Here is a 26,062-nt window from a genome sequence, read left to right on the forward strand (position 1 = left end):
ACGAGCCCATACCAAACGATCGTTAGGAGCTGATTAAGGACAATTGCCCCCCGCCGGTGCATCGCAGGCAGGTAACGGCACAATCACGGTCGCTCCAGTCTTTGCCGCGCCACCCGGTTCCGGCAACCTGATCGAATTCGCCGTCGCCGGCACGGCGACTGGCTGCTGACGCGCGGGTTGCTCGACGCGGACCACGCGCCTGGTCGGCGCAGGCGCCGTCATCACGGTCACGGGTCGCGTGTCAGTGGGCGCCGGCTCCTTGCGGTAAATCGGGTTGCCAACGCGGCCGATGCCCGCCTCCAGCGGCGGCGGGGCGCCGTAAGGGTTCCAGGCGGGATCGCCGAATGTGCCGACGATCGTATAGCCATAGACGGGTGCGAGAAGGTCGTTTTCGCTTGCGCCAGTTGCGCAATAGCGGAAGCGGATCTGAATGGTGCCGTAGCCTTTAAGGGGAGAACGATGATTTTCCGCCCCGCGTATCTGCTGCCAGGCGAAAATGCAGGCGTCGTCGCCGCGGCCACGGCCATAAGCATAACCGAAGGGCCCGTAATTGTTCTGCAGAAAGTCCGACGACTGCTCCAACGACACACCGGGAAGCGCACGCCGCGCCTGCCGCATCATCTCGGAGCTCCTGACCGCAACGTAGCCGCTGCTCTTCTGCTGGTCGAACCTGGTCTCCATCGGCCCGAAGAACTGCGCGCGCAGGAAGTTCTGCCCCGGCGTCGCGGCCGAAGTGTAGAGGTAGATATCCTGCTCGATGGCGTTGGTTCTTCGCCGCTCGACCACATTCAGAACGGCGGGCCCGCCTGGCGGCGGCAGGATCAGCGCATTCTCGGCCGGAACAATCGTCGCATTGGTCGGCGTACCGACGTCATTGTGCGTCGCGCAGCCGGACATGAGGAGGCCTGCCGCAAGCAGAGCTGTAGGCGCGACCACGCCCAGCGGCTTGTTGGTGATCGTGGAGCGGTCGTCCGATACGTCGAATCGCCTGCTGAAAAATCGTCCTGCCATGCCCGAGCATTAGGTGATTCAGGCAATTTCGCAAACCCGCAAAGGATAGGGGATGGCTTTTCGAGCTCTGGTGGCGGGGTGACCGTTGCAGCTATTGCAGTTGGCACAGTAGCCCCGCGAAAACGCGTCCATCAGCGGTCGCCAACTCGGGCAATCCGGCGCAACCTACAGAGCCATTTCAGATCAACCGCCGCGAGCCCGCCGCTATGTTGAAAAAGGCGACATAAACGGCGCTACAGGCGCATAGCTATCGCGCCTCACATACAAAGACCGGGTGAAAATCGGAAAAATACTCAAATAAATTCTTTCGCCGAACAGGTAATAATAGAAAACATCAGAAGCGATGCAATCCATGAAGATTTGCCGCAGCCAGACGTTTACTTATTAATATCCGAAGCGCAGGATAGAAAAACTTTCTGCGTACAAAATCTTTGGTGAAGCTCATCTTCAACAAAAATCTGCGCCGAGATTTACGCTGAAATAGATTTGATCCACCTGATCGAATTCTTGAACGAGCCAAAGCCTCTGCTGCGGGTTCCTTTGAGGCATTTTCGTCATCGCAGCGTGCTGCCCGCACCGTCCGGCGGCCGTCGCAAGCAGAGTGAAAATTGGAGCTCGCCATGCGAAGCCTACTTCCCGCCCGTTTCCATGACTACGATTTCACCCCCATCTTCGTGGGTGCCGGGTTTACTCTCGCGATCGCCGTCATCGCCTACGGCTCCTTGTTTGGTCGCATCCTCTAGCGAGGCGCACCAACAGCAGGCCTGTTTATGCGATCTGCGTCTGCAGCCACACCTTGAACAGCAAGGCACGCCGCGTTTCTGGCTTCAACGCCGCTTGGACAACGCCATGATCGGAACCATCGGATGTCAAGCCCATGGGCGCGGCCAGCCACGCCTATCGCTCTCACGCCCGATGTGCCGGCTTTGATCAAATCCGTTTGTGGCACTGAACAAAAGCCGGGGAGACCGATAGACAGGGCTGCTAGCATCCAGACGGTCATCAATAGCGGTACTGCCGGTTTCACGGTCGGCACTGCTGCACTTGCGGTGCCTTTCCGACACCCGGTCGGAGCTGACACAGCAATTGCTGGAGATCCAGATGATGACGGGTCTAGCGCGATCCGAATGCGGTATCAGATGACGCAGCATTGTTCGACAAACCCAGGCCGTCGAGTGCGGCAAGCGTTGCCTTGACCACGTCGACCGTGGGCTGATCGACATCGACGACGACCGTGAGCGGCTCGCCGATCGGCTCTTCAAGCGTCGCCAACTGCGTGTCGAGCAGTGACGCCGGCATGAAATGCCCCTCGCGGTGTTGCATTCGGCCGGCGAGAACGTCGCGGCTGCCATGGAGATAGACGAAGACCAGATCTCCCCCTGCATTCTCGCGCAACAGATCGCGATAGCTCCGCTTCAACGCCGAGCACGAAACGACGAGCGGGTCGGCGCTCGAGGAAAGCTGCTTTCCGATCTCACGGAGCCAGGGCCATCTGTCCTCATCGGTGAGCGGGATGCCGGCTGACATCTTGGCGATATTGGCTTGCGGGTGCAAAGCATCGCCTTCGATGAAGCGATAGCCAAAGCCCCGTGCCACCGCCTCGCCGACAGAAGTCTTGCCGCTGCCGGAAACGCCCATGACGACAATCGAGCAACGGAACCTCGGCGCATGACTACGGGATGACATATCGGGGCTCGCCATGGATCGCTCGTCTCTCCGGTGCCTAATCGCGACGTCGCTGATAGCGCTGCACCAGCAACGACACAAGCCCGGCTGCTGTCAACTGGCGGCCCGCGGGCGAGCGAGATCGTTGACGCCCTCATCATCAGGTGCCTGGCCATAACTCATCCGGCGCATCTGGGCGATCACCCGCTGCATCTCGTCGTCGGGCAGAACCGGCGGCTCGCCGAGCGTGAGGGCCTGGACATACATGCGCGAGAGGGTCTCGATTTCGATCGCCATCCACAATGCCGATTCCAGCGTCTTGCCGAGCGAGATCTGACCATGCTGACCGAGCAGGCAGGCGGTGCGGTCCTTGAGCGCCACCAGCGCGTTGTTGGACAGCGCCTGGGTCCCGAACGTCGCATATTCGGCGCAGCGGATCGTCGTGCCACCGGCAATGCCGGTCATATAGTGGAAGCTGGGGATGGTTTTGTGGTGGCAAGCAAGCGTGGTGGCATAGATAGAGTGGCAATGAAGAACCACGTTGATATCCGTGCGCTCGCGCAGGATATCGCGATGGAAACGCCATTCGGATGACGGTCGAAGGCCTGTGTAGTTGCCCTTAAAATCCATCTCGACCAGATCTTCCGGCTGCATCGTCTCATAGGCGAGCGACGAGGGCGTGACCAGGAAACCATCGCCGATGCGCACCGACAGGTTGCCGGCCGTCCCCTGGTTGATGCCGCTCGAATTCATCCGGCGGCAGATATCCACCATCTCGCGGCGAAGGGAGAGTACATCGGGCTGGTTCATCAGTCGTTCCTTTCGAAGTGTCAGTGGAAAACGGGTTCGGCTGGCTGACGCGCCCTCGCACGCCACTCAGTCGCGTAGTCGGAGATCGCAGCCGTGAGTGATGCGACATCGCTGGCCTCGGCCAGCGAAAGCGGCGCTGGCCGCCTGCGGGAATGTTGGCCGGCAAGCAGGGCCGCGCCGGATGCAACGCCGTAGGCATCGAGATTGAACCGGACCTGTCGGTCCGGCAGCAGTGCGGCGACAAGGCGGGCATAAAGCGGGTCGCCCAGGAAGCTGCCGTCGAGAACGACCAGAGATCCCGCCCCCAGGGCCTCGATGCATTCGGCGGTCAAGAGCGCACAATAGACGAGCGCCACCGCCTTCCGCTCCATGGCAGTCTCCGGCTTCGGCCCTGATATACGTCCCTGCCCGGCGCTGCCCGGAAACAAGCCGTTGTCGTCGCCGAAGGAAGGCAGCGCCATCGTTCTGCCGGCGATCAATCGCCGGACGATCTGTTCGGGCACAGGGTCGCTTGGTTGCCCGGGGCCGGCCACCAGCGAAAATTCTCGCCCGCCCATGGTCAGCACGCCACCGAGCGGATTGCCGAAGACGTCGCTGTTCAAGGTCATGCCCCTGTTTTCTTCGAGCTTGTCGATCGAGGTCTGACCGGAGAAACCGACAATCCAGGTGCCGGTGGAAATGACGGTGAACTCGTGCAGTCCGGCGGCATGATAGCGGTAGTGGTTGAGGCTGCTGTCATGCGCACCGACCAGGATACGAAGCCCCTGCGGCAAGCCGTGACGCCGCGCCAAATCTGCGCGCACCGGCCCGAGATCCTGCCAGGCGTCGGCGAAGGGCGGCATCAGCCGGCCCCAGCCACGCGCCGCGACGATCGGTGCGAAATGCCGCTCCGCCACGTTCCAGAGATGCGACTGCGCGCCAAGCAGGCTCGCCTCCGAGGTCGCCACGCCCGAAAGCCGCCATGCCCAGTATTGCGGCAGACCGAGATACCAGCGCGCCCGCGAGAAGGCTTCCGGTTCGCACTCCTGCATCCAATAGAGCTGCCGGGCCTGATGGGTTGCCGCATGCATCGTCGCGCTGCCGCGGTCGAAGAACGATCCGGACAGCGGGACATAACCGGCTTTGATCGCCTCCGGCAGCGGCTGTTCATAGTCGATCATCGGCAGGGTGGCGCCCTCGCCGATCTCGGGATCGTCACCAACAAGGACGCCTCCGGAACCGTGTCCGGAGGCAACGAAGGCCGAAAGTGGGTGACGCCGGCAGAGTTGTCCGATGCCGGAAAAGACCCACTCGCTAATGGCGCCGAGATCGTGATGGCGCCAGGGCGGTCCGGGCAGCACCGGGTTGGGGATGCTGAGCGTCTCAAGCACGACACCATCTGCCGTGACGGCATTGAGCTTGACGTTGGTCTTGCCGACGTCGAGCACCGCGATCGTGCCCTGCTCGTTGCGTGATGGTGTTGGCATGATGTCCGCACCTCCCGTCACATGCCCGGCCGCCAAGGATCGGATCGCCGCCCAATTTGAGCGTTTCCGGTTTAAACGAGGCCCGGAAACGCTCTAGATCAGCCCGTATTGCTTGGCCTTGTTGCGCAGGAACGGCAAGCCGTTGCCCATCACCTCTTCCTCGTCCCTGGCGACGGGGCGCCAGACGGCGAGGCCATAGGCGACTTCCGGCGGCATGTTGATGAAGCTCTCCATGGCAAGGCCACCCTTGAAGCCGATCGCCGCAAGCGTCGCAAAGATCTCGTCCCAGGCGCAATTGCCATAGCCCGGCGTGCCGCGATCGCTTTCGGATAGGTGGATGTATTTGATGTGCTCGCGCGCATCGAGAATGCCGGTGCCGATGCCCTTTTCCTCGATGTTCATGTGGTAGGTGTCGAGATGCACGAAGACATTGTCGGCGCCGACGCGCTTGATCATGTCGACGGCCTGCCTGCCGGTGTTGATCAGGTGGTTTTCGTAGCGGTTCACGGCCTCGACGCCGAGTTCGATGCCGCGCGATTTGGCGTGTTTTGCCGCCGCCGTCAGCACGCGGGCGATATTGTCGTATTCGGCTTCGGTCGGCGGTACGCCGGTACGCTCGCCGATGCCGCCATAGATGACGCCGGACAGCGCCTCGCCGCCGAGATCGGCCGTCTTGTCGATCGCGATCTTCAGGTGCTCGATCGCCGCATCTGGCCTGACGGAAGCCCAGGCGCGTTCAGGAAGACCGAGCGAGCAGACCGCGCGCAGCTTGTTCTTCTCCAGCAGCGCCTTGGTGTGGGCGGTGTCGACGGCCGGCGGATTGAGCATCGGGATCTCGATGAAATCCACCTTGTACTTGACCGCAGCTGCGACCGCACGCTCGGCACCGGGCCGGTCCCAATTCATGGTCCACATGCTCGTATGGACGCCAAAACCCTGCATGATCACGTTCCTTTTCTGACAAATGAAATCTTGAACTTGGAGGCGGCGAAGCGCAGCACCATGACGCCGACGAGCAGCAATCCCCAGACCGCCGTGGCGAGGTGCTGATTGGCGCCGATGAGATTAAGACCGGACGACAGCAGCTGCAGCACGACGAGCGCCACGAACACCGGAATGACCCGGCCGAAGCCGCCGAACGGATTGACGCCGCCGAGGAAACAGGCGAGCACGGTGATCAACAGATAGGATTCGCCATGGCCGATGCGCACCGAGTTGAACCGCGCCAGCATGATGATGCCGGCAATCGCACACATGGCGCCCGAGAGCGTGTAGACAAGCACGATCACCTTGCGGGTGTTGATACCGGAATAGCGCGTTGCCTCAAGGTTTGAGCCGATCATGTAGGTGTTGAAGCCGAGCCTGGTTCGGGTCAGCAGCACATGCCAGGCGAGCACGCAGACGATGAAGACGATCAACGGGACCGGTACGCCAGCGATCGAACCATGGCCGAGCGGCCCGATGAATGGGGGAAAACCCGAAACGTCTCCACCGCGCGTCAGAAATTCGCCGAGACCGCGCAGGAAGATCATCATCGACAACGAGACGAGGATCGGGTGTGCGCGGGTAAAGGCGATGACCAGGCCCATCACGACGCCGCTTGCGGCCCCGACTGTGACAGCGAGCACACAGCCGAGCGCAAAGGCACCGGCACCGGCATCCGCGCCACCGTTTGCCTGCAGCACCCAGGCAAGCGTCAGCCCGGCAATGTTGGCGGTGAAGGTTACGGCAAGGTTGAGGCCACCGGTCAGGATCGGCAGCAGCATCGCCAGGGTCAGCAACCCAAGTTCGGGCAGCTGGAACGCCACCGAGCCAAAGGTCGCGGCACTCAGAAACTGAGGCGACGCCAGGCCGAACACCAGGATGACGGCAACCAGCGCCAAGCCTGGGCCTGCCATCTCTGGTCCGATCCATGCCTTCAGGCGATCCGAAAACCTTGTCATCGGCGTGCACCTTTCTGGCTGGCGAAGGGCAGGAGCCGTTCGATGCTGGTGTTGGAAAGGGTGATGGCGATCAGGATGATGGCGCCGACGATCATCTTGAACGCAAAGGGGGAAACGCCCATCAGGTTCAGCCCGTTCTGGGTGATCGCGATCAAGAGCACACCGAGCACGCAGCCAAGCACCGAGCCCTTGCCGCCGCCGAGCCTTGCACCGCCGAGAACGACGGCAGCGAGGACATCGAGTTCGCGTCCGTAGAGCGCGTTCGGCACCACTTCCTGCGCATAGTGTGCCTGCACCAGCCCGCCGATGCCGGCCATCAGACCGAGCCAGCCGAAGGCGATGAACTGCATGGCACCGATGTTGATGCCGAAGCGGCGCGCGCCTTCCGGATTATCACCGAAGGCATAGAGCTGGCGACCGGTGGTCGTGCGCGTGATCAGCACCCAAGTGGCGATGACGCACAGCACCATTACCAGCACCGGAAGGGTGATCTCGATCCAACTGCCGTCGGCCATTTCATGCTCGAAGAGCACGACGCGATCCGTCAGCCATTCCGGCAGGTCGTAGATCGAAACGCCCTTGGTGAAGAACATCAGCAGGCCGAAGTAGATATTGAAGGTCGAGATCGTCGCGACGATCGAAATGATGCGGAAACGGTGGATCAGCAGCGCATTGATGGCGCCAAGGCATATGCCGATCGATCCGGCGATGATCAGGCCGGAGATCCAGCCGCCGCCGCCGATCCAGCCAAGCGCGATCGCCGTACCGTACTGCACCACCGAGGCGGCAACAGCGAAGGAGATGTCGATGCCGCCGGCGATGAGCACGACCAGCAGGCCGACGGCAAAGATGATGTTGACCGAACTGGTGTTCAGGAGATCGAAGGCGTTGCCGAGCGAGAAGAAATTGGCCGTCGCCAACGACAGCACCGTGCAGATGACGGCGATGACGGCGAGCAGCGCGACTTCCGTCGCGTGGGTGCGGGCGAAACTATGCATAGACCGCCCCCTCGATTTCGGCGAGCGGAACGCTGCGGGGATCATAGCTGCCGACGATGCGACCCTGCGCCATGTGCAGGACGCGGTCCGCGTTGAAATAGACCTCCGGAACCTCGTCGGAGATCAGAATGATCGCGAGCCCCGTCTCTGCGAGCTTGGCGACGATGTCGAAGATGCCGGCGCGTGCGCCGACGTCGACGCCGACGGTGGGCGCGTCGAGGATGAGCAGCTTCGGATCGGTCGCCAGCCATTTGGCGATGGCGATACGCTGCTGATTGCCGCCTGACAGCGTCGAGATCGCGTCGCCTTGCAGGCCGATCTTGACGCCGAGATCGGCAATCCAGCCGGCGACGAGCTTGCGCTTGCGCTCATCCGAAAGAAAGCCGCCCGAAACGATCTTGCCGAGCGAGCTGATGACGAGATTGTCGGCGATCGACTGCGGCTGGATGAGGCCGAGCGACAGCCGGTCTTCGGAGAGATAGGCGACGCCCGCCTTGATGGCATCGCGATTGGAGGCGAAACGGACCGGCTTGCCCTCGAGCGTAATCGTACCGACCACCGGTTGCAGCATGCCGAAGAGCGTCTGCGCGAGTTCGGTTCGACCGGCGCCGAGAAGACCGGTAATCCCCAGCGTCTCACCGCGCCTGACGGTCAGCGATATGTCATCAAACTGGCCGGGGCGGCTCAGGCCCTTTACCTCCAGCACGACGGGCTGATCCTGCCCGGATTTGGCGCGGACCTGCTGGTCGAAGGTCTTGCCGGTCATCAGTTCGGTGATGCGCGATTGCGTCATGCCGGCGGCGGGATAGACGCCGACCAGCGCACCGTCGCGCAGCACGGTGATGCGGCTTGAAATTTCCAGCACTTCCGCAAGGCGGTGGCTGACGAAGACGACGGCGACGCCGGAGGCCGAAAGGCCACGAACGATGTCGAGCAGATGATCGGTCTCCGACTGGGTCAGCGATGCGGTCGGTTCATCCATGAAGACGAGCTTCGCTTCGCCGACGAGCGCGCGGGCAATCGCCACGATCTGGCGCTGGGCAATCGCATATTCCTTGAGCGGCAGGTCGACGTCGAGCGTGATGCCGAGGCGCTCAAGCGCATCCGTCGCGATCTTGCGCATGCGGCCATAATCGACCAGCTTCGGCCAGCGGCCGAGAACGGTCTGGAAGGCGATGTTTTCAGCGACGCTCATTTCGGGGAAAAGCGCCAGGTCCTGCCAGATGACCTGAATGCCGCGATCCTGAGCGGTCACCGGCGACATGTGCGAATAGGTCTCGCCGTCATATTCGATCGAGGCGCCTTCGGCCGGGCGGTAGACGCCGGTAATGATCTTGATCAGGGTGCTCTTGCCGCAACCGTTTTCGCCCGCGAGGCAATGGACCTCGCCCGGACGAACGTCGAAGCTCACATTTTTGAGCGCTTTGACGCCACCGAAAGTCATGTTGATGTCGTGCAGGGACAGAAGCGGCATTTCGCTGCCTCCCGCGGTCGCAAGCTGATGCATGAACGTGTGCCCCGAATACCGTTTTGAAGGGACGTGCCAGGCCGGCCGAAGCCGGCCCAGCAGCCGGGAGAACCCACTGCATGTTTCCTTAAATCGCTGCTGATCTAGGGATAAAACATGCAACAATTCATAGCGTTACAGCGGTCTTTGCGCGTCCAATAGGACGTGCGACGCTGTAGCGGGTCAGAGACCCATGGCCGCAAGGTCCGCGACTGTATCCTTGTTGATCGGCACGAGCTGATCGACGATGATGTTGTGGTTCTCGAAGTCCGGCTTGACCTTGCCGAGACCTTCGATCTCGTCGCCGTCCTTGACTTCCTCACCCTTCATCAGCTTGTCGGCGAGCGTCACGAACACTTCGCCCGCCTGCTTCGGATTCCACATGAAGCCGCCGGAGATCGCGTCCGACTTCACCAGCTTCTGCCCCTGGCCCGGCGAGAACGGGCCGAGCACGAAGATCTCGCCGACCTTGCGGCGCTCTTCCACGGCGCGGCCTGCCCCGATCGGTCCCTGGCTGCCGAAGGCAAGAAAGCCCTTGAGGTCCGGATGGGCGGAAATCAGGTCGAGCGCGGTCGAGCGGCTCTTGTCGACGTCTTCGGCAACGCCGTAGCGTTCGCCGACCAGCGTCATATCCGGGTGGTTCTTCTTGATGTAGGCAATCGCTGCATCGGCCCAGGCATTGTGCAGCGGCACGGTCAGCGAGCCGACGAAGACGGCATATTCGCCCTTGCCGCCCATCTTCTCGGCGAGCAGCTTGCCATGCGCTTCGCCGAAGCCGGTCGAGGACGCCAGCTCGAAATCCCAGTCGGCGCCCTTCTGGCTCGGCGATTCATGCGTAATGACGATGATGCCCTTTTCCTTCGCCTTGGTCAGAACCGGCTCCAGAACCTTGGCATCGTTGGGCACGACGCCGATGACCTTCACGCCCTGGGCGATCAGATCCTCGATGGCGCGTACCTGCAGCGCCGGGTCGGCGCTCGTCGGGCCGACCATGAAGGCGTCGATGCCGAGCTTTTGGCCACGTTCCTTGATACCGGCCTCCATGGCGTTGAACCACGGAATACCGCCAATCTTGACCACGACGCCGACCTTTCCGGCGTCCTGAGCGAATGCGGCAGCCGCACCGGCAAGCGACAGCGATGTCGCCAGGGCGGCGACCAGAATTTTCTTGATCATGTCTCTCCTCCACTCGCCCCCATAGGGGACACGCCCGGCTGCAAAAGCGCCGGCCTCCAGTTTCAAATCGCAACTGGCTGGGAACGAATTCCCGCCTCCCTGATCGCCGCCTCCTCAGACGACACCATCGCATGCACAATCGATATTTCTTGTTTGCACAATCGATGGTGCAAAGACTATTGTGCAGACTTAATCTTTCGTCAAGGGGAAATCGGCACTAAGACGATGAGGGAGGCACGTGGATGACGAAGAGCAGCAAGAAGAAGGCGACGATCTACGACTTGTCGGTGCTATCAGGCAGTTCGCCTTCAACCGTGAGTGCGGTTCTGAATGGAACCTGGCAGAAGCGGCGGATCAAGGAGAGCACGGCGGCGCTGATCCGCGACCTGGCCGAAACCCACCAATACACCGCCAACCGCCAGGCACGCGGCCTGCGCAGTTCGCGCTCGGGCCTCATCGGCCTGCTGCTGCCCGTCCATGACAACCGTTACTTCTCTTCGATGGCGCAGACCTTCGAAGCGCATGTCAGAAGCAAGGGACAATGCCCGATCGTCGTCAGCGCCAGTCGCGACCCGGAAGAAGAGCGCCGGACTGCAGAGACGCTGATCTCCTACTCGATCGACGAGCTATTCATCTGCGGAGCGACAGACCCGGACGGCGTGCACGAAGTCTGCGAGACCGTGGGCCTGAAGCATATCAATATCGACCTACCCGGCACCAAGGTTCCGTCCGTCATCAGCGACAACTACGAAGGCGGCCGGATGCTGACCGAGGCGATCATCCGCCATTTCCCGGCGGATCAGCCACTGCGGCCGGATGAGCTCTACCTCTTCGGTGGCCGCGACGACCACGCCAGCCGTGAGCGCATCCGTGGCTTCCGCGCCGTCAAACGCGAGCTGTTGGGAGAGGATCCGGACGGCTGCATCCAGCCGACAGGCTACGCTCCCAACAATGCCAGGCTCGCCTTCGAAGCCTTCTACGAAAAACACGGCAAGCTGCCGCGCGCCCTGTTCGTCAACTCCTCGATCAACTTCGAGGGCCTGTTGCGTTTCATGGCCGGTCATCCGCACGAGAACTTCGCCGACCTCACCGTCGGCTGCTATGACTACGACCCCTTCGCGTCCTTCCTGCCCTTCCCGGTCATCATGATCCGGCAGGACGTCGAAGGCATGATCGCCAAGGCGTTCGAGGTCATCGAAGAAGGGCGGCCCCAGCCACGCATTCACCTGATCAGCCCCGAGCTGGTCCAACCGCGCACGGCGCTCACTGGCCCGCTCGATGCCCTCAAGGACATCGACTGAGCTACGATCTCCGTTGATTTTTCGGCTGCGCAATATTTCCACCGATGATTTTTCTGTACATCTATTCTATTTCCACGTATTCATTGGATATGGACGAAATAGACAGAAAAATCATTGGAATTCTCGCGCAGGACGCCCGCCGGTCTTTGACCGACATTGGTGCTGCGGTCGAGCTTTCGCCCTCCTCGGTCAACGAACGTATCCGCCGGCTCGTCACTAGCGGGGTGATCCGCCGCTTCACCATCGACGCCGACCATAGCGCGCTCGGGCTCGACGTGCTCGCCTATGTCTGGGTCGGACTATCCCCCGATGCGGATGAAGCCGCGTTTCGCACCTTCATGGCCGATCACCCTTGCGTGGCGGAGTGCCATCACGTCACCGGCGCCTGGTCCTATTGCGTCAAGGTACGCATGCCATCGCTCGGCGATATCGAGCCCTTCCTGGCAGAGCTCAAGCACCGCCGCTTCCTGGCTCGTAGCGAGACGGTGATTGCCTTGTCGACTGTAAGGGAAACCCAGTTCACCAGCCCGGAGCGCTGATCCATGTCTGCATTGCTGTTTGGAAAAGGCCTGTTGCTCGGCCTGGCCATTGCTGCCCCGCTCGGCCCGATCGGTGTGCTATGCATCAACCGCACGCTCGAGCGCGGCTTCTGGGCCGGTGTCGCCGGCGGCTTGGGCACGGCGCTTGCTGACGCCAGCTATGCGCTGCTAGCGGCCGCCGGCTTTGCTGCCTTTGCGACCCTGCTCGCCACGGTATCGACACCGCTCAGCCTGCTCGGCGGCGCCTTCATGATTTGGCTTGGCTGGCGTGGGCTTCAACCGAGCCCGGTCACAGCCGCGGCCCAGGTCGGTGCGCGCGACCTCATCCAGACAACCGCGGCGACCTTCGCGCTGACGATCGCCAATCCGCTGACGATCCTGTCCTTTGCCGCGTTCTTCGCCGTCCTCGGCCTGGCGAAAGCCGGTGGGCTTGCGAACGCCGCCATCGTCGTTGCCGGCGTATTCCTCGGTTCACTCGCCTGGTGGATGCTTTTGAGCGGCGGGATCGCCCTTGCCCGGCAACGCCTGCCCGACCGTTTTGTCAGCTGGGTCTCACGCCTTTCGGGTATCGTCCTGATTGCCTTCGGTGCGATAGCCATCGGATCGGTCGTTGTGAACCTCGCCTCAGATTAAGAGCTACGCCAACAGCTGTCGGCGGCTATCCGGCTGTCGGCTTAACGCATTCGACATGCCACCATTTCGGTCGTCCGCCGCGGTAGCTATGCGAGACCGGGATCAGATCAATGGCACCGGTCTTGTCGAAACAGCCGAGCACCAATGCCACGACGGGTGCGTCATCGAGCGCACCGATCGTGCTCCCGCACGTGGCGCAGAAGGCGCGACTGGAATAGTCCGAGGAGCGATAGGTCGAGGGCGCACCGCCCGGCCCGATCCAGGCAACAGCTTCCGTTGGGAATTCAACCCAGGCGACGGTCAGTGCACCCGAATGCCGCTGGCACAGTTTGCAGGAGCACGTGTGCGGCTTTCCAGCCGGCCCCTGCGCCTCAAAACGGATCGCCCCGCAAAGGCATCCACCAGTATGTGGTTTCATCCTCTTGGTCACGGCTCTTGTCACTCTTTACCCTCAGTTGCAGTTTCGATTCGCACAACATAGCGTGCAGCACGCAACTTGGCGTAGCGCTGTATTGACACACTCCGTCAGAGGTCCAGGAAAAGAGCAGTCATGCGCCGGCGGTCAGTAGAACCACGCGCCGATGTCGCGAAACGCACGTTTGCTCTGGTCGCGCCTGTTTCCGCCTTGCGCGGCCTGGCCCTCGCCGGTCGGAAGACTGAAGCCGAACGGATCAGACGGCTCGCCTCCCCTGTCGCGCCAATAGGCATCGAGATCGGCCATCATCATCCGGCGGCGTTTGCGCCGCCTGCGATTGATCACATGCCTTTCGTTGGAGACGGCATAGACGTGCGGAGCGTTGCCCTCGGAGGCGAGCCCCTGAAGCGTCAGCAAAACGGCGTCCTTGGGCCGCAAACCACCAAGATCGCGGGTCGCGGTAATCAACGCACGTTTCGCATCGCCTCCGCGCGGCCCCTGCATACCGCCGATCGCCAGGCTATAGGCGCCTTCACCGCAGCGCACGAAGGCAAAACTGACGGTACACAGCGCATAGCGATCGCTTTGCCGGCTGAGCCTGATCGCAAAGGCGCCCTCATGGCGGCCGCCGCAGTGGTCGGCCAGCAGCAACTGGATGCGATAGTTTTCGTCGCGCCCGCCAACGGTGCCCATTTCCATCGGTGTGCCGCGCCAAAGCGCCATCAGCGAGCGGCGGGACAGGACTTCGCTCGCCACATCGAAGTGGTCCATCAACAGTTCAAGACGCCGCCGCGAGGACGCGCCATGCAGCAGAAAGGTCGGGACCGACTTGCGGATGAGATCGTCATGCGGAAGCCCCAATTTGTAGCGATCGCCGAACGCGCCGAGAAAGGCGAGCCAGCGCGTCGTCAGCACCGGCTGAAGCAAAAGGCGCATCGAGAACACGGCCGCTCGCTTCAACGTGAGCCGCCCGCCGAGTTTGAGGACCTGCCACAGGATCTGCCGGCCCGAGCGACCGCGCTCCGGCATATTGGCGGCAGCGACAAAGCCCACCGATGGCGGCAGGGCCTCTACTGTGTCACCGCCATCTAAGGGGAGCGATGGCAAACCCGATCGAGCGCTGTATTCCTGCAAACGACCTTCCAGGGACATGATGCAATTCCTTGAAAGCAAATGCTTGTCCAAGCATCGCCGGGATATCCGGCGCCGCTGGGTTTGCCTTCTGTTTGTCAAGGGAATGCGGAGATGTGATCGGGAATTGAGCGCCGTTTGTGGCGCATCCATCTCCGCGTGCAAATCGCCGCTCGGCTTTCGCCGAACGCTGCACAGGACCTGACCCGGCCCTATTCAAGGTCATTCTGATAGTGATCAGGCGGCGCTTTCGCGCGGCAGCATTATGGTGATCATCGCTCCGCCGCCGGGGCGCGCTGCGAACTCCAGCCGGCCGCCGTGGGCCTTGGCAATCGCCTGCACGACGGAGAGGCCAAGGCCTGTTCCGCCGGTTGCTCGCGATCGTGACGCATCGCCGCGCCAGAACAGGTCGATCGAATGGGTCGACACGTCGTCCGGGAGCCCTGGCCCGCGATCGAGCACGCGGATGAAGGCTTCATCGGCTCCACGCGCACCGGTTTCGCAGCGAAGCACGCCACCGGAGGCCGCATAGCGGCAGGCATTTTCGACGAGCGCGAGCAGGGCCTGGCGCAGGCGCTGGGAATCGCCCGACACGACCGCTGGTTCGAGCGCTGCCTCAAGCGAGAGGCCTGCGGATGCCAGAATGGTGCGGGAGGCGCCGAGCACCTGTGTCGCCTCGGCAGAAAGATCGACGGCGCTGAGCTGGGTGACCAGCTTCTGGCCCGCCGCCAGCGAGAGTGTGCGCAGATCCTCGACCAGGGCGGACAACCCTTCCACCTGCACGAGGAGCTGCCGCACACGCTCCTGTTCCAGCGGAAAGACCCCGTCGGCCATGCCCTGCAGATTGCCCTGCAATATCGTCAGCGGTGTGCGCAGTTCGTGGGCGACGGCCATCGTGTTGAAGCGCAGACGGCTTTCCATGCTTTCAAGTTCCGCCGCAAGTTCATCGAAAGTCCTGATCAACGTCGCCACTTCCTTCGCCCCCTTCCGCACGGATCCAACACGGACTGCGAAATCGCCCGCGCGCAGATCCTCGGTTGCCTGCGCGAGCAATTCCAATGGGCGGCTGATTTTGCGGGCAAGCCAATAGCCGATCAGGCTGCAGGTTGCCGCAGCGATGACACCGAACGTGATGATCGACAGGTCGATCTCGTTGTTGCCCCATTCCTCAATCTGCGGGATGTTGGTGACGAGCGACCGAAGGTGCTCCTCCTGAGGCATGCGGCCGGCATTGAGGTCGGTATATGCCTGGGCCGCGCCAGACGGCATCCGCTTGAGCATCCGCTCCTCAAGGTCCGACTCGACCCACATGACCCCGAAATAGACGATACAAACACTGACCACGAGCAGGACCGCCTGAAGCATGGCGGTGAGAACGCTGAGCGGCAGCCGCGACATTCTGATTTTCATCTCGGCTCCACGAACCGGTAGCCGACGCCGCGAACCGCGGTGAAGAATCCGCAGGCTCCGAGATCCTCAAGCTTGCGCCGAAGGTTGGCGACGTGGGTATCGACGGTGCGCGCCAGCGCGTCACTATCCGGAAGGCAGGCGTCGAGTATGTCGGCCCGATCAAAGGCGTGCGTCGGGCGGCGGATCATGTGGGCCAGGATACGGAACTCGCTGAGCGTCAGCGGCAGGGACCGGCGCTTGCCGCTGTCGTCGATAAAGGCGGCATGGGCGTCGAGGTCGACCTCGACGTTTTCGAAGCGCAATATCGTGGCGCCGGCGCCGTTTCGCGTCCGCCGCAGCACCGCATTGACGCGAGCCACGACCTCCTGCGGATTGAACGGCTTGACGACATAGTCGTCGGCGCCGAGCCTAAGGCCAGCCAGTCGATCGAGATCCTCGGCAAGGGCCGTCACCATGATCGTTGGAGTGTTGCTCTCGCGACGGATGCGCGCCAGCACTTCGAAACCGTCGAGCCGCGGGATGCGCACGTCGAGAAGAATGAGATCGGGCGAAAGCACGGAATGGTGGGTAAGCGCGGTTTCACCATCCGCGGCACGCACAGTCCTGAAGCCATCGCGCACGAGATAGGCATCGAGGATCTGCGCGATCTCCGGTTCGTCCTCGACCAAAAGGATGAGCCCCTTGTCGACCATCTGCAAATTCCTCGCGCATGTGTTGTGGTCTCGAACTTATGGGACGAAAAAATCCGGCATGCAATTCATCCGAGCAGTGCTCGACAGCATCACAGAGCGTTCCGCATCAAGCGTTCTTGGTTTCTCCGCCATTTCTTGACAAATCGAACAGAGTGTCCCCGCCGACGCCCCCGGACCATAGCTGTCGAGCACGGTGCATGTGCCGGTAACGCTAACTTGCGGCCCCATCCAACACGACCGATCGAAACTGCACACGCCTGGCTCGCTCATCCGGATCGGGCCGAATGGCGGACCGCCACCTCTTCTCGCATGGCCGGACGCGGGCCAACCATTAAAAACCACAAGGAAACTTTCATGCCTCTTGAAACGAACCATCTTACGTCGGCCGACATTGCCAGGATTCTGCAATGCATCCCGCATCGCTATCCATTCCTGCTCGTCGACAGGCTCGTCTCGATCCGTGGCGAAGAAAGCTGCGTAGGGATCAAGAATGTTTCGATCAACGAGCCGCAGTTTCAAGGGCATTTCCCCGGCAATCCGGTCTTTCCCGGAGCGCTCATCATCGAGGGCATGGCGCAGACGGCAGGCGTCATGTGTGCCGCCTCCAAGCTGGCGCAAGGGTTGACGCCCAAAATCATCTACATGCTGACGGTGGACAAGGCACGGTTCCGCAAGCCCGTCCGCCCTGGCGACGCCATCGCTTATCACATGACCAAGCTCGCCTATCGCCGCAATATCTGGCGTTACCGCGGCGAGGCCCTGGTCGACGGCGCGCTCGTTGCCGAGGCCGAGATTTCGGCATACCTGGAGACCGAAGGGAAGCAACCCGTGGCGGCGGCTTGAGCTTGCCATGACAGCCACGCGTGGCGATTCGATGGGTCGTCCGTTTCTTATCGATGCTTGCGTTAACCGCTTAGCAGTCACTTTGGCGCTCGCGGTGGCGCAGCCTTGCCCAGCGCCGCGTGGGGAGGAATGCCTGCCCCAGCGGCCCTAAGCACCACTTCGAATGGTTGATTTTCCGTGCGCTCCGAGCCTTCTCGAGTTCCCCGCCCTTCCTTGACAGACAACCGCAACTCTCCCGCTCGCACCTCCTCAGATTTTTTCATCGCGAGCATTCGGAATGTCCAGCTTCCTGCAATCCACCATCACACCTGCCGCCGGCCGCCGGTGGCAGGCTGCCAATCCCCAGACATGGCTTGCGCGATGCTACGCCTACGTCCAGGAACAGCCGGTCCAGGCAGCCGCATCGGCAACGATCTTCGTAGGCTTCATTTTCATGGCGTTTCCCGGCATCGATCTTGCCGTGTCTCGCTGGGCGGCGGCCGGTGACGCGGATTTTCCGCTATCGCGAGAACACGCGCTGCGTTTGCTGCGCGATTTCAACCGTCTGATCCCGATTTTGATCCTGCCTGCCGTAGCAGTCACGCTAGCCGTGCAGATGCGCGCGCCGCGCGCCTGGCTGCCACGCCCGCACAAAATGTTGTTTTTCCTGACCTTCTATGCGGCCGGCCCGGGCCTTGCCATCCAGCTTCTGAAAAGACTGGTCGGTCGCGCCCGCCCCTCCGAAATCATCGAGTTCGGCGGAACCCTGCCGTTTACGCCCGCCTGGCAGGTGTCCGGCGCCTGTTCGCGCAGTTGTTCGTTTGCCTCCGGCGAGGCGGCGACAGCGATTGCGTTGATTGCATTGGTGGTCTTTCTACCAACACGATGGCGCTTGACGACGATAATCGCCTTGATCCCCGTCGTGCTCGCCTTCTCGCTCAATCGCATCGCCTTCGGCGCCCATTTTCTCTCGGATGTTGTGCTCGCCTGGTTGCTGATGCTCTGGATCATGCTGTGGCTATGGTCGGCCTTTGCAGCCCACGGCACGCGCATCGATGCCGCTCTGACACGCGGCCGACGCCATCTCGAAACATGAGATCGGCGGCAGCCTCGCTGCCGGTCGGTTTCTGCTTACTCAGGCGCTGCGCACGGACCGGCGCCAGACGAAGGGGGCGTTGAGCCGCAGCGACTGCGATTGCCCGACATCATCACTCATCAGCCACGCGACCGCCGCTGCCGCGATCTCCTCGATCGGCTGGGCAAATGTCGTCAGGTCATAGGAGTTCCAGGCCGCCTGCGGAATGTCGTCGAAGCCGACGACGCAGAGATCGTCGGGGATCGACAGCGAAAACTGATGTCGGGCCGCGTCCATGAAGCCGAGAGCCACGAGATCGGTGACGCAGAAGACCGCATCCGGGCGCTCGCGGCGGGTCATCAGTCGCTGAGCGAGAACCTTGCCGCTTTCGTAACCCGTCGGGCCGAAGCGCTCGACGGTCACATCGAGCCCCTGCTCCCGCGCGGCGGCAACGAAGCCCACTTCGCGCGCCATGAGGCTTGGCGTTCCCGCCTCCGAATTGGCAAAGGCGAGACGGCGACAGCCAGCCCGCAGGAACGCCGTCACAACGCTCTGCGCCGTGTCGTCCTCGTCGAGGTTTATCCGGAGCGGTCCCTGATGCTCGTCGTTTCGATTGATCAGAACCAACCGCTGGCCATTCCTGACACAGAGGTCGACGAGCGACTTGTCCGGCATGCCGGACAGCACGATCGAGGCATCGGCCCGGTACCGGATCGCCTGCCGCAACGCCATATCGACACGTTCGTCGGAGCGGTCGGTGTTGACGAGCATCGCGATCTTGCCGGCGTTCTGCAGTTGCTGCGTCAGCGCCTTGATCAGCGCAGAACGATAAGGCGTGCCCATATCGGAAACGACGAGGCAGACGATGCCGCTTTCGTTGCGCATCAGTCCGCGGGCCAGATGATTGACGTGATAGCCGAGCACCTCGGCCGCTTCCATAACCTTGCGGCGTGTCTCCGGCGCAATGCTTGCACCCGCTGTAAACGCGCGTGAAACGGCGGACCGGGAAACGCCGGCCTTCCTTGCTACTTCCTCGGCACTGACGAATATCTTGTCGCTCATCGGGAACCAATCTTGCACGGCCTTGCAAACTTCTTGCAACAAATCGCAGACCTGTGCAAGCTCGATCAAACCCAACAGATTAAACTTTCCGCTTTTGTTTGGACTCGGATTGACAACATTCCAATCCATGTGACACCTTGCACGCGCTTGCATTACTGCGGTGTGGAGGCATCGCATCATTGGGAGGAAGTTATGAAAGCTGTATCCATTTCGGTTGCGCTCGCCGCAACCGGCCTAGCATTCGCGGCGTCTGAGGCGCAGGCGGCAGGCAGTCTTAATCTAATCTGCTCGGCGGACGTCGTCATTTGCGAGCAGATGACCGCCGATTTCGAGAAGGAAAGCGGGATCAAGGTCAACATGGTTCGCCTGTCTTCCGGCGAGACCTATGCCAAGGTTCGTGCCGAGGCACGCAACCCCAAGACCGATATCTGGTGGGCAGGCACCGGCGACCCGCATCTGCAGGCCGCATCCGACGGGCTGACGCTCGAATACAAGTCGCCAATGCTCGATCAGCTCCAGGATTGGGCAAAGAAGCAGGCCGAAGGCTCCGGCTATCGCACCGTCGGCGTCTATGCCGGCGCGCTCGGCTGGGGATACAACACCGAGATCTTCCAGAAGAAGGGCTTCAAGGAGCCGAAATGCTGGGCCGACCTGCTGGACGCGTCGCTGAAGGGCGAGATCCAGATGGCAAACCCCAACTCGTCGGGCACCGCCTATACGGCGCTTGCATCGCTGGTGCAGATCATGGGCGAAGACGAGGCGTTCGATTACCTGAAGAAGCTCAACGCCAACGTCGCGCAATACACCAAGTCCGGCTCGGCGCCGGTCAAGTCGGCCGCCCGCGGCGAAGCCGGCCTCGGCATCGTCTTCATGCATGATGCCGTCGCCCAGGCAGCCGAAGGCTTCCCGATCAAGGCGATCGCCCCTTGCGAAGGCACCGGCTACGAGATCGGTTCGATGTCGATCATCCGCGGCGCCAAGAACCTTGACAATGCCAAGGCGTGGTACGACTGGGCGCTGAAGGCAGACGTTCAGTCGCGCATGAAGGATGCCAAGTCCTTCCAGCTGCCGTCCAACAAGAGTGCGGAAGTGCCGAAGGAAGCACCCAAGTTCGAGGACATCAAGCTGATCGACTACGACTTCGCCACCTACGGCGATTCCGAAAAGCGCAAGGCGCTGCTTGAGCGCTGGGACCGCGACGTCGGCGCCAGCGCCAACTGACGCCATTCGGTTTACGATCGGCCGGATCGAACGATCCGGTCGATCACATCTCGAAAGACCGCAGGCGTTTCCGGCGGCCGAAAGCCGGCCCTGCAACAAATCGACATTCCAATATTGAAGAGACGCGAGGACCGTGATGGAACATCGCAACCGTAGGCTCGACCTCACACTCGGGCTCGGGCTGGCCGCATTCTTGGCTGTGCCCTGGTACCGCATCGAGGGAGGCTTCTTCGGGCTTGGCTGGCTTTCCGGCTTCCCCTCCGATGCTGCCGTGGCACCCGGCCTTGCGCAAATCTTTGCCCACGGGCGTTCATGGCTCGTCGTCGCGCTCGTCCTGCTCGGCATCTGCGCAGTTGCCCGGTTCGTCCGCGATCCGGCCCGCCGCGGCCTGGTGTTGGCGGTAGCCGGCGCGCTCGGCCTTCTCTTCATCGCTGCCCAGGGTCTGGCGATCGGCTTTACCGGTTGGACCTGGACGATCAGCGAAACCCTGTTCGGCCCGCTTGCCGACGGACAGCCCTCGATGGGCGCCGGCGCCGTTCTCGCCTCCCTCGCCTTCATCCTCATCTTCGCATTTGGGCTGGCGGAGCGCGGCGTCATGAAGGGCGATGCCTTCATCGTCGCCTCCATCGCGCTGCTCGTCTGCCTCGTCGTCGTCTTCGTCTTCTATCCCGTCGGCAGCATGTTTGCGGCTTCAGTCCAGGACTTCGACGGTTCGTTCAAACCTGACGGTTTCCTGCGCAACATCCAGGACGGCTCGATCTGGAGCCTTGGCTGCGTCACCGGGGGCGAGCGCTGCGGCGTCGCCTGGCGCACGCTGTGGCTGGCGCTGATGACCGCTTCCGGCTCGACGTTGCTCGGCCTTGCCTTCGCGCTCGTCGCAACCCGCACCCGCTTCCCTTTCAAGAAGGGCATGCGCATGCTGACGGTGCTGCCGATCATCACGCCGCCCTTCGTCATCGGCCTGGCGCTGACCCTGCTCTTCGGTCGCGCCGGCGTCATTACCGAGTTCCTGTCCGATGCTTTTGGCATCGAGCCGGGGCGCTGGCTCTATGGCCTCACCGGCATCTGGATCGCGCAGGTGCTGTCCTTCACCCCGATCTCGTTCCTGGTACTGATCGGCGTCGTCGAGGGCGTCAGCCCTTCGATGGAAGAGGCATCGCAGACGTTGCGGGCCGACCGCTGGCGGACATTCTGGAACGTCTCGCTTCCGCTGATGAAGCCGGGCCTCGCCAACGCCTTCCTGATCGGCTTTATCGAGAGCATGGCCGATTTCGGTAATCCGCTCGTGCTTGGCGGCAGCCATGGTGTGCTTTCGACGGAAATCTTCTTTGCCGTCGTCGGCGCGCAGAACGACCCGTCACGCGCCGCCGTGCTCGCGATCATCCTCTTGTGCTTCACTTTGTCGGCGTTCCTCGCCCAGCGCTATTGGCTGGCGGGCAAGAACTATTCCACCGTCACCGGCAAGGGCGATTCCGGCTCGCATATCGCTCTGCCCCGCTCGTTGTCGATCGGCGTCCACGCCGTGGTGATCCCGTGGATGATCTTCACGGTCGTGGTCTATGGCATGATCCTGTTTGGCGGCTTCGTGAAAACCTGGGGTCTCGATAACTCGCTGACGTTTGAGCACTATATCAAGGCCTTCTCGTTCTCGGTCACCGACGGCGTCATCGCCTGGACCGGCGTCGCCTGGAATTCATTCTGGACGACGATGGAAATCGCGCTGATCTCAGCGCCACTGACGGCCCTCGTCGGGCTGTTGACCGCCTACCTGATCGTCCGGCAGCGATTTGCCGGGCGGGATGTGTTCGAATTCGCCTTGATGTTGAGCTTTGCCATTCCCGGCACGGTCATCGGCATCAGCTACATCATCGCCTTCAACCTGCCGCCACTCGAAATGACCGGCACGGCACTGATCCTCGTTGCCTGCTTCGTCTTCCGCAACATGCCGGTGGGCGTACGCGGCGGCATCGCGGCGATGAGCCAGCTCGACAAAAGCCTGGACGAGGCATCGCTGACGCTCCGGGCAACCAGCTTCCGCACTCTGCGCAAGGTCATCCTGCCGCTCTTGCGTCCGGCGATCGTCGCCGCCCTCGTCTACTCCTTCGTCCGGGCGATCACGTCGATCAGCGCCGTCGTCTTCCTCGTCAGCGCCGAATACAACATGGCGACGTCCTATATCGTCGGCCTCGTCGAAAACGGCGAGTTCGGCGTGGCGATCGCCTATTCGTCGGCCCTCATCGTGGTGATGATCACTGTCATCACCGGCCTGCAACTGCTTGTCGGCGAGCGCAAGCTTCGGCGGGAGAACCGCGTCTTCGGCGCGGCTCCGGCCCGCGCTGCCACCAAGACCCTTTCCCAGGAGAACCCCGCATGAGCACCCCACGCACCGGCTCGGTCGTCTTCCAGAACGTGCGCAAGCAGTTCGGCGCCTTCACCGCCATCCACGATCTGTCGCTGACCATCGAACCCGGCACTCTCGTCACCCTGCTGGGGCCATCCGGCTGCGGCAAGACCACCACGCTGCGCATGCTCGCCGGCCTGGAGCATCCATCCGCCGGCCGGATCCTGATTGGCGGCAAGGACGTCACCATGCTACCGGCCAACGAGCGCGATGTGTCGATGGTGTTCCAGTCCTACGCGCTGTTCCCGCATATGACCTCGCTCGACAACGTCGCCTACGGCCTGGAATCCTCGGGCATGAAAAAGAAGGAGGCACGCGATCGGGCCGAGGAAGGCCTGAAGCTCGTCGGCCTCGGCGGCCTTGGCCAGCGGCTGCCGGCCGAATTGTCCGGTGGGCAGCAGCAGCGCGTCGCCGTCGCCCGCGCGCTGGTGCTCGAGCCGCAGGTGCTGCTGCTCGACGAACCGCTTTCCAACCTTGACGCGCGGCTGCGCCGGCGCGTCCGCACCGAAATCCGCGAGCTGCAACAACGGCTCGGCTTTACCGCCGTCTACGTCACGCACGACCAGGACGAGGCGCTTGCCGTCTCCGATAGGATCATCGTCATGAAGGATGGCGAGATCGCCCAGGAGGGGGCGCCGCGCGAACTCTACGAGGCGCCGGCATCGGCCTTCATCGCCGACTTCATGGGCGAGGCCAATGTGCTGCCTTGCGAGATCACCGCATCCGACGCCGGCCTTGCCACCATCCGTGTCGGCGGCCTCGAACACAGGCTGCCATCGCGCGATGCTCGGCCCGGCCCATCGAAGCTTGCCGTGCGCCCCAATGCCGTGACGCTGACGCCGGCGACTGGTGCAGCACTGCCCGGTACGATCAGTACCGCCGCCTATCTCGGCGGCCACATCGAGTATGAAGTTGAAACACAGAATGGATTGCTATTCGTGGTTGATGATGCGATCGAGGAGATGTTATCTCCCTCGACCGAAGTCGCCATCGGCTTCCGCAACCGCGGCCTTGCTTTGATTACTGCATAACTCCTTAAACCCGGGAACATTATGCAGCAAATTTAGAGCGTTACAGCATCTTTTGCGCGCCCAACTGACGCGCGCCTCTGTAGCGTATGATGTCTTGAGATCGACACAGGAAGGACTATTGCATGACTTCGCCAATCGCGGGCCTTGAAGCTCGCTTCGCGCTCACCAAGACCATTGCCGAGGAAGCCGGACGGCTTGCCCATGACTACTTCCTGCAGCGCGAGACTCTGGTCATCGAAACCAAGGCCGACGCCCATGACGTTGTTTCAATCGCCGACCGGAACGTCGAGACGCTGATCCGCGATCGCATCAGCGCCTCGTTCCCGGACGACGGTGTGCTCGGCGAAGAACACGGCCTTGTCAGTGGCACTTCGGGCTTCACCTGGGTGATCGATCCGATCGATGGAACGACGCCCTTTGTCAACGGCATGCCCAACTGGTGCATCTCGATCGCCGTGCTTTATGCCGACAAACCCGTGATCGGCGTGATCCAGTCGCCGTGTCACGACGAGCTCTATGCGGCTGCTTCCGGACTGGGCGCGACACTGAACGGCAAGACCCTGCGCCTCGATGCGACACGGACGATCCGCGATGCCGTGACAGGACTTGGCGCCAACAATCACGTGACGCCGGCCGAAGTCGCGGGGATCGTCGAGCGCCTTCTTGCCGCCGGCGGCAACTTCATGCGCAACGGTTCGGGCGCGCTGATGATCGCCTATGTGGCCGCCGGTCGGCTCGTCGGCTACTACGAACCCTACATGCATGCCTGGGATTGCCTGGCCGGTTATTGCCTCGTCAACGAGGCAGGCGGCTGGTCGCTGCCCTTCCCGACACAGGGCGAAGCCCTGACCCGGGGAAGCGCTGTTCTGGTCGCAGCGCCCGGTGCTATCGACGACCTGCTCAAGGTCGCACAACTCGAACGCAAGGCAGCCTGAAACATCGAGACCCCAAACGTGATCAGCTCGTCGACTTATCGACCTTGGCCGACAGCAGGTTGACGAGCTCCATCGGGAACGGAAACACGATCGTCGAGTTCTTTTCGCCGGCGATCACGTTCAAGGTGCTCAAATAGCGCAACTGCATGGCTTCGGGCTGCCGGGCGAGGATCTCGGCGGCCTCGAGCAGCTTGGCCGCCGCCTGCTGCTCGCCTTCGGCGTTGATGACCTTGGCACGACGTTCCCGTTCGGCCTCTGCCTGGCGGGCAATGGCGCGGACCATGCTTTCGTTGATGTCGACATGTTTGATCTCGACCGTGGCAACCTTGATGCCCCAGGCATCGGTCTGGCTGTCGAGGATCTTCTGGATGTCTTCGTTCAGGCGGTCGCGTTCTGCCAGCATCTCATCGAGGTCGTGTTTGCCGAGTACTGAGCGCAATGTCGTCTGGGCGAGCTGGCTCGTCGCCATCATGAAATCCTCGACCTGGATCGTCGACTTTTCGGCATCTATCACCCTGAAGTAGATGACCGCGCTGACGCGGACCGACACGTTGTCGTGCGAGATGACGTCCTGGCTTGGAACATCGAGCACGCGGGTTCTAAGATCGACCCGCACCATCTGCTGGACATAGGGAAGAAGCAGGATCAGCCCCGGACCCTTGACGCCCGTGAAGCGACCGAGTGTGAAGATGACGCCGCGCTCATATTCGCGCAGGATCCTGATCGCATAGGCAATGACGATCAGGAGGAACAACAGGATCGCGAGATAGGGAGCGAGGCTCCCAAGTATGTCCATGATCTTTACTCCTTCTACCGCA

General features: G+C 62.1%; 25 protein-coding genes. 10 read left to right on the forward strand and 15 right to left on the reverse strand.

The features are described from left to right. Positions 1–33: 33 nt before the first annotated feature. Complete coding sequence (gene bcsN, locus ASD52_RS36340; RefSeq protein ID WP_025428453.1) at positions 34–1,011, reverse strand: cellulose biosynthesis protein BcsN; 978 nt, start codon at positions 1,009–1,011, stop codon at positions 34–36. Between the two features lie 620 nt (positions 1,012–1,631). Between bcsN and ASD52_RS40685 the strand changes: the two genes are divergently transcribed. Then, positions 1,632–1,754 (forward strand): hypothetical protein, encoded by a 123-nt coding sequence (locus ASD52_RS40685; RefSeq protein WP_025428452.1) that lies wholly within the window; start codon positions 1,632–1,634, stop codon positions 1,752–1,754. Between the two features lie 370 nt (positions 1,755–2,124). On the opposite strand, the gene ASD52_RS36345 is transcribed toward ASD52_RS40685, so the two are convergent. The 8 genes from ASD52_RS36345 to ASD52_RS36380 form a co-directional block, all read right to left on the reverse strand. Further along, positions 2,125–2,697 carry a gluconokinase gene (locus ASD52_RS36345; protein ID WP_162254190.1) on the reverse strand — a complete coding sequence of 191 codons (573 nt, stop codon included), beginning with the start codon at positions 2,695–2,697 and terminating at the stop codon, positions 2,125–2,127. Positions 2,698–2,790: 93 nt separating this feature from the next. Then, positions 2,791–3,486: a class II aldolase/adducin family protein gene (locus ASD52_RS36350; RefSeq protein WP_057208924.1), complete on the reverse strand. Its 696-nt coding sequence runs from the start codon at positions 3,484–3,486 to the stop codon at positions 2,791–2,793. A gap of 20 nt (positions 3,487–3,506) precedes the next feature. After that, a complete protein-coding gene (locus tag ASD52_RS36355; RefSeq protein ID WP_057226875.1) occupies positions 3,507–4,952 on the reverse strand; it encodes an FGGY family carbohydrate kinase in 1,446 nt (481 codons plus the stop codon). 93 nt (positions 4,953–5,045) lie between these two features. Continuing rightward, positions 5,046–5,894, reverse strand: a complete 849-nt coding sequence (locus ASD52_RS36360) for a sugar phosphate isomerase/epimerase (protein ID WP_025428448.1) — start codon at positions 5,892–5,894, stop codon at positions 5,046–5,048. Positions 5,895–5,896: 2 nt separating this feature from the next. Beyond that, positions 5,897–6,895 carry an ABC transporter permease gene (locus tag ASD52_RS36365; RefSeq protein WP_025428447.1) on the reverse strand — a complete coding sequence of 333 codons (999 nt, stop codon included), beginning with the start codon at positions 6,893–6,895 and terminating at the stop codon, positions 5,897–5,899. After that, entirely contained in the window at positions 6,892–7,893 is a 1,002-nt protein-coding gene (locus ASD52_RS36370; protein ID WP_025428446.1) for an ABC transporter permease, read from the reverse strand. The genes ASD52_RS36365 and ASD52_RS36370 overlap by 4 nt, the downstream gene beginning before the upstream one ends. Further along, positions 7,886–9,400: a sugar ABC transporter ATP-binding protein gene (locus tag ASD52_RS36375; RefSeq protein WP_025428445.1), complete on the reverse strand. Its 1,515-nt coding sequence runs from the start codon at positions 9,398–9,400 to the stop codon at positions 7,886–7,888. Before ASD52_RS36375 ends, ASD52_RS36370 begins: the two co-directional genes overlap by 8 nt. A gap of 183 nt (positions 9,401–9,583) precedes the next feature. Continuing rightward, a complete protein-coding gene (locus ASD52_RS36380) occupies positions 9,584–10,576 on the reverse strand; it encodes an autoinducer 2 ABC transporter substrate-binding protein (RefSeq protein ID WP_025428444.1) in 993 nt (330 codons plus the stop codon). A 242-nt stretch (positions 10,577–10,818) separates the two neighbouring features. On the opposite strand from ASD52_RS36380, the gene ASD52_RS36385 reads away from it, so the two are divergent. From ASD52_RS36385 to ASD52_RS36395, 3 genes are all read left to right on the forward strand, one after another. Further along, entirely contained in the window at positions 10,819–11,877 is a 1,059-nt protein-coding gene (locus ASD52_RS36385; protein WP_057208922.1) for a LacI family DNA-binding transcriptional regulator, read from the forward strand. A gap of 89 nt (positions 11,878–11,966) precedes the next feature. Continuing rightward, the gene (locus tag ASD52_RS36390) at positions 11,967–12,416 is read left to right on the forward strand and encodes an Lrp/AsnC family transcriptional regulator (RefSeq protein WP_025428442.1); all 450 of its coding nucleotides are present in this window, start codon (positions 11,967–11,969) and stop codon (positions 12,414–12,416) included. A 3-nt stretch (positions 12,417–12,419) separates the two neighbouring features. Continuing rightward, the gene (locus ASD52_RS36395) at positions 12,420–13,049 is read left to right on the forward strand and encodes a LysE family transporter (RefSeq protein ID WP_025428441.1); all 630 of its coding nucleotides are present in this window, start codon (positions 12,420–12,422) and stop codon (positions 13,047–13,049) included. Between the two features lie 25 nt (positions 13,050–13,074). Here ASD52_RS36395 and ASD52_RS36400 read toward each other — a convergent pair whose 3' ends face one another. From ASD52_RS36400 to ASD52_RS36415, 4 genes are all read right to left on the reverse strand, one after another. Then, a complete protein-coding gene (locus tag ASD52_RS36400; RefSeq protein WP_025428440.1) occupies positions 13,075–13,467 on the reverse strand; it encodes a GFA family protein in 393 nt (130 codons plus the stop codon). Positions 13,468–13,611: 144 nt separating this feature from the next. Continuing rightward, entirely contained in the window at positions 13,612–14,616 is a 1,005-nt protein-coding gene (locus ASD52_RS36405) for a DUF535 family protein (protein ID WP_234908102.1), read from the reverse strand. Between the two features lie 216 nt (positions 14,617–14,832). Beyond that, complete coding sequence (locus ASD52_RS36410) at positions 14,833–16,005, reverse strand: ATP-binding protein (protein ID WP_171521349.1); 1,173 nt, start codon at positions 16,003–16,005, stop codon at positions 14,833–14,835. Next, on the reverse strand, positions 16,002–16,697 hold the full coding sequence (locus ASD52_RS36415) for a response regulator (protein ID WP_025428437.1): 696 nt from the start codon (positions 16,695–16,697) through the stop codon (positions 16,002–16,004). The genes ASD52_RS36410 and ASD52_RS36415 overlap by 4 nt, the downstream gene beginning before the upstream one ends. 354 nt (positions 16,698–17,051) lie before the next feature. On the opposite strand from ASD52_RS36415, the gene fabZ reads away from it, so the two are divergent. Continuing rightward, entirely contained in the window at positions 17,052–17,540 is a 489-nt protein-coding gene (fabZ, locus tag ASD52_RS36420; protein WP_025428436.1) for a 3-hydroxyacyl-ACP dehydratase FabZ, read from the forward strand. A gap of 277 nt (positions 17,541–17,817) precedes the next feature. After that, positions 17,818–18,615 carry a phosphatase PAP2 family protein gene (locus ASD52_RS36425; RefSeq protein ID WP_057226799.1) on the forward strand — a complete coding sequence of 266 codons (798 nt, stop codon included), beginning with the start codon at positions 17,818–17,820 and terminating at the stop codon, positions 18,613–18,615. Between the two features lie 39 nt (positions 18,616–18,654). Here the strand turns inward: ASD52_RS36425 and ASD52_RS36430 are convergent, their stop codons facing one another. Then, positions 18,655–19,656, reverse strand: a complete 1,002-nt coding sequence (locus tag ASD52_RS36430) for a substrate-binding domain-containing protein (RefSeq protein ID WP_025428434.1) — start codon at positions 19,654–19,656, stop codon at positions 18,655–18,657. 192 nt (positions 19,657–19,848) lie between these two features. On the opposite strand from ASD52_RS36430, the gene ASD52_RS36435 reads away from it, so the two are divergent. The 4 genes from ASD52_RS36435 to ASD52_RS36450 all read left to right on the forward strand — a co-directional run bounded on the left by ASD52_RS36435 (position 19,849) and on the right by ASD52_RS36450 (position 25,244). Further along, positions 19,849–20,877: an ABC transporter substrate-binding protein gene (locus ASD52_RS36435; RefSeq protein WP_025428433.1), complete on the forward strand. Its 1,029-nt coding sequence runs from the start codon at positions 19,849–19,851 to the stop codon at positions 20,875–20,877. Positions 20,878–21,013: 136 nt separating this feature from the next. Continuing rightward, a complete protein-coding gene (locus tag ASD52_RS36440; protein ID WP_057208918.1) occupies positions 21,014–23,251 on the forward strand; it encodes an iron ABC transporter permease in 2,238 nt (745 codons plus the stop codon). Further along, positions 23,248–24,309: an ABC transporter ATP-binding protein gene (locus ASD52_RS36445; protein WP_025428431.1), complete on the forward strand. Its 1,062-nt coding sequence runs from the start codon at positions 23,248–23,250 to the stop codon at positions 24,307–24,309. Before ASD52_RS36440 ends, ASD52_RS36445 begins: the two co-directional genes overlap by 4 nt. Before the next feature lie 122 nt (positions 24,310–24,431). Further along, positions 24,432–25,244: an inositol monophosphatase family protein gene (locus tag ASD52_RS36450; RefSeq protein WP_025428430.1), complete on the forward strand. Its 813-nt coding sequence runs from the start codon at positions 24,432–24,434 to the stop codon at positions 25,242–25,244. Positions 25,245–25,266: 22 nt separating this feature from the next. Here the strand turns inward: ASD52_RS36450 and ASD52_RS36455 are convergent, their stop codons facing one another. After that, entirely contained in the window at positions 25,267–26,040 is a 774-nt protein-coding gene (locus ASD52_RS36455) for a slipin family protein (RefSeq protein ID WP_025428429.1), read from the reverse strand. Positions 26,041–26,062: the final 22 nt, after the last annotated feature.

Source organism: Ensifer sp. Root142 (assembly GCF_001426785.1).
GTDB classification, from domain to species: domain Bacteria; phylum Pseudomonadota; class Alphaproteobacteria; order Rhizobiales; family Rhizobiaceae; genus Ensifer; species Ensifer canadensis.

What these genes read in the sequence shown, in the direction of transcription:
- bcsN (WP_025428453.1), bottom strand. Translation starts at nt 1,011, where the DNA reads ATGGCAGGACGATTTTTCAGCAGGCGATTCGACGTATCGGACGACCGC.
- ASD52_RS40685 (WP_025428452.1), top strand. Translation starts at nt 1,632, where the DNA reads ATGCGAAGCCTACTTCCCGCCCGTTTCCATGACTACGATTTCACCCCC.
- ASD52_RS36345 (WP_162254190.1), bottom strand. Translation starts at nt 2,697, where the DNA reads ATGTCATCCCGTAGTCATGCGCCGAGGTTCCGTTGCTCGATTGTCGTC.
- ASD52_RS36350 (WP_057208924.1), bottom strand. Translation starts at nt 3,486, where the DNA reads ATGAACCAGCCCGATGTACTCTCCCTTCGCCGCGAGATGGTGGATATC.
- ASD52_RS36355 (WP_057226875.1), bottom strand. Translation starts at nt 4,952, where the DNA reads ATGCCAACACCATCACGCAACGAGCAGGGCACGATCGCGGTGCTCGAC.
- ASD52_RS36360 (WP_025428448.1), bottom strand. Translation starts at nt 5,894, where the DNA reads ATGCAGGGTTTTGGCGTCCATACGAGCATGTGGACCATGAATTGGGAC.
- ASD52_RS36365 (WP_025428447.1), bottom strand. Translation starts at nt 6,895, where the DNA reads ATGACAAGGTTTTCGGATCGCCTGAAGGCATGGATCGGACCAGAGATG.
- ASD52_RS36370 (WP_025428446.1), bottom strand. Translation starts at nt 7,893, where the DNA reads ATGCATAGTTTCGCCCGCACCCACGCGACGGAAGTCGCGCTGCTCGCC.
- ASD52_RS36375 (WP_025428445.1), bottom strand. Translation starts at nt 9,400, where the DNA reads ATGCATCAGCTTGCGACCGCGGGAGGCAGCGAAATGCCGCTTCTGTCC.
- ASD52_RS36380 (WP_025428444.1), bottom strand. Translation starts at nt 10,576, where the DNA reads ATGATCAAGAAAATTCTGGTCGCCGCCCTGGCGACATCGCTGTCGCTT.
- ASD52_RS36385 (WP_057208922.1), top strand. Translation starts at nt 10,819, where the DNA reads ATGACGAAGAGCAGCAAGAAGAAGGCGACGATCTACGACTTGTCGGTG.
- ASD52_RS36390 (WP_025428442.1), top strand. Translation starts at nt 11,967, where the DNA reads ATGGACGAAATAGACAGAAAAATCATTGGAATTCTCGCGCAGGACGCC.
- ASD52_RS36395 (WP_025428441.1), top strand. Translation starts at nt 12,420, where the DNA reads ATGTCTGCATTGCTGTTTGGAAAAGGCCTGTTGCTCGGCCTGGCCATT.
- ASD52_RS36400 (WP_025428440.1), bottom strand. Translation starts at nt 13,467, where the DNA reads ATGAAACCACATACTGGTGGATGCCTTTGCGGGGCGATCCGTTTTGAG.
- ASD52_RS36405 (WP_234908102.1), bottom strand. Translation starts at nt 14,616, where the DNA reads ATGTCCCTGGAAGGTCGTTTGCAGGAATACAGCGCTCGATCGGGTTTG.
- ASD52_RS36410 (WP_171521349.1), bottom strand. Translation starts at nt 16,005, where the DNA reads ATGAAAATCAGAATGTCGCGGCTGCCGCTCAGCGTTCTCACCGCCATG.
- ASD52_RS36415 (WP_025428437.1), bottom strand. Translation starts at nt 16,697, where the DNA reads ATGGTCGACAAGGGGCTCATCCTTTTGGTCGAGGACGAACCGGAGATC.
- fabZ (WP_025428436.1), top strand. Translation starts at nt 17,052, where the DNA reads ATGCCTCTTGAAACGAACCATCTTACGTCGGCCGACATTGCCAGGATT.
- ASD52_RS36425 (WP_057226799.1), top strand. Translation starts at nt 17,818, where the DNA reads ATGTCCAGCTTCCTGCAATCCACCATCACACCTGCCGCCGGCCGCCGG.
- ASD52_RS36430 (WP_025428434.1), bottom strand. Translation starts at nt 19,656, where the DNA reads ATGAGCGACAAGATATTCGTCAGTGCCGAGGAAGTAGCAAGGAAGGCC.
- ASD52_RS36435 (WP_025428433.1), top strand. Translation starts at nt 19,849, where the DNA reads ATGAAAGCTGTATCCATTTCGGTTGCGCTCGCCGCAACCGGCCTAGCA.
- ASD52_RS36440 (WP_057208918.1), top strand. Translation starts at nt 21,014, where the DNA reads ATGGAACATCGCAACCGTAGGCTCGACCTCACACTCGGGCTCGGGCTG.
- ASD52_RS36445 (WP_025428431.1), top strand. Translation starts at nt 23,248, where the DNA reads ATGAGCACCCCACGCACCGGCTCGGTCGTCTTCCAGAACGTGCGCAAG.
- ASD52_RS36450 (WP_025428430.1), top strand. Translation starts at nt 24,432, where the DNA reads ATGACTTCGCCAATCGCGGGCCTTGAAGCTCGCTTCGCGCTCACCAAG.
- ASD52_RS36455 (WP_025428429.1), bottom strand. Translation starts at nt 26,040, where the DNA reads ATGGACATACTTGGGAGCCTCGCTCCCTATCTCGCGATCCTGTTGTTC.